A 479-nucleotide genomic window follows, 5' to 3' on the forward strand; every position below is an offset into this window, starting at 1 on the left:
GCCTGCAAAACAGCCCTCGCCACCAACACCCTGCCAGCCACCGGCGGACTCCGGCCCCAGGTCATGGTCACCATCAGCTACCAGGACCTCCTGAACCGCCTCCACACCACCGCCGCCAACGGCCCCCGCTACACCCGCCACACACCCACGACCCGGACAACCACCAGCACCGGCGGCCCCAGCCGCCCCGGCGACAATGCACAAACCCACTGGCAAAACCCGGCAGCCACAGGCACTGCACCCGCAGCGACCGACGACACCGCGACCGGCCTGCCCCCGCTCCCCGCCACCGGCACCGGGCAGCCCCCGCTCCCAGAAACCCCCGCCGGGACCGGGACGTTCGCCTTCACCGGCCCCGTCACCCCCGCCACCGTCCGCAAAATCGCCTGCGACGCCGACATCATCCCCATCCTCCTCGGCAGCCAAGGCCGCATCCTGGACATCGGCCGCACCACCCGGATCTTCCCACCCCACCTCCG

1 pseudogene is annotated in these 479 nt (G+C 71.8%); it reads left to right on the forward strand.

The window, feature by feature from the left end:
• A pseudogene (locus AC1DD3_RS22090) lies at nucleotides 1-479 on the forward strand (HNH endonuclease signature motif containing protein); the annotation flags it as partial.

It is taken from the genome of Arthrobacter sp. 05T444, from assembly GCF_056395905.1.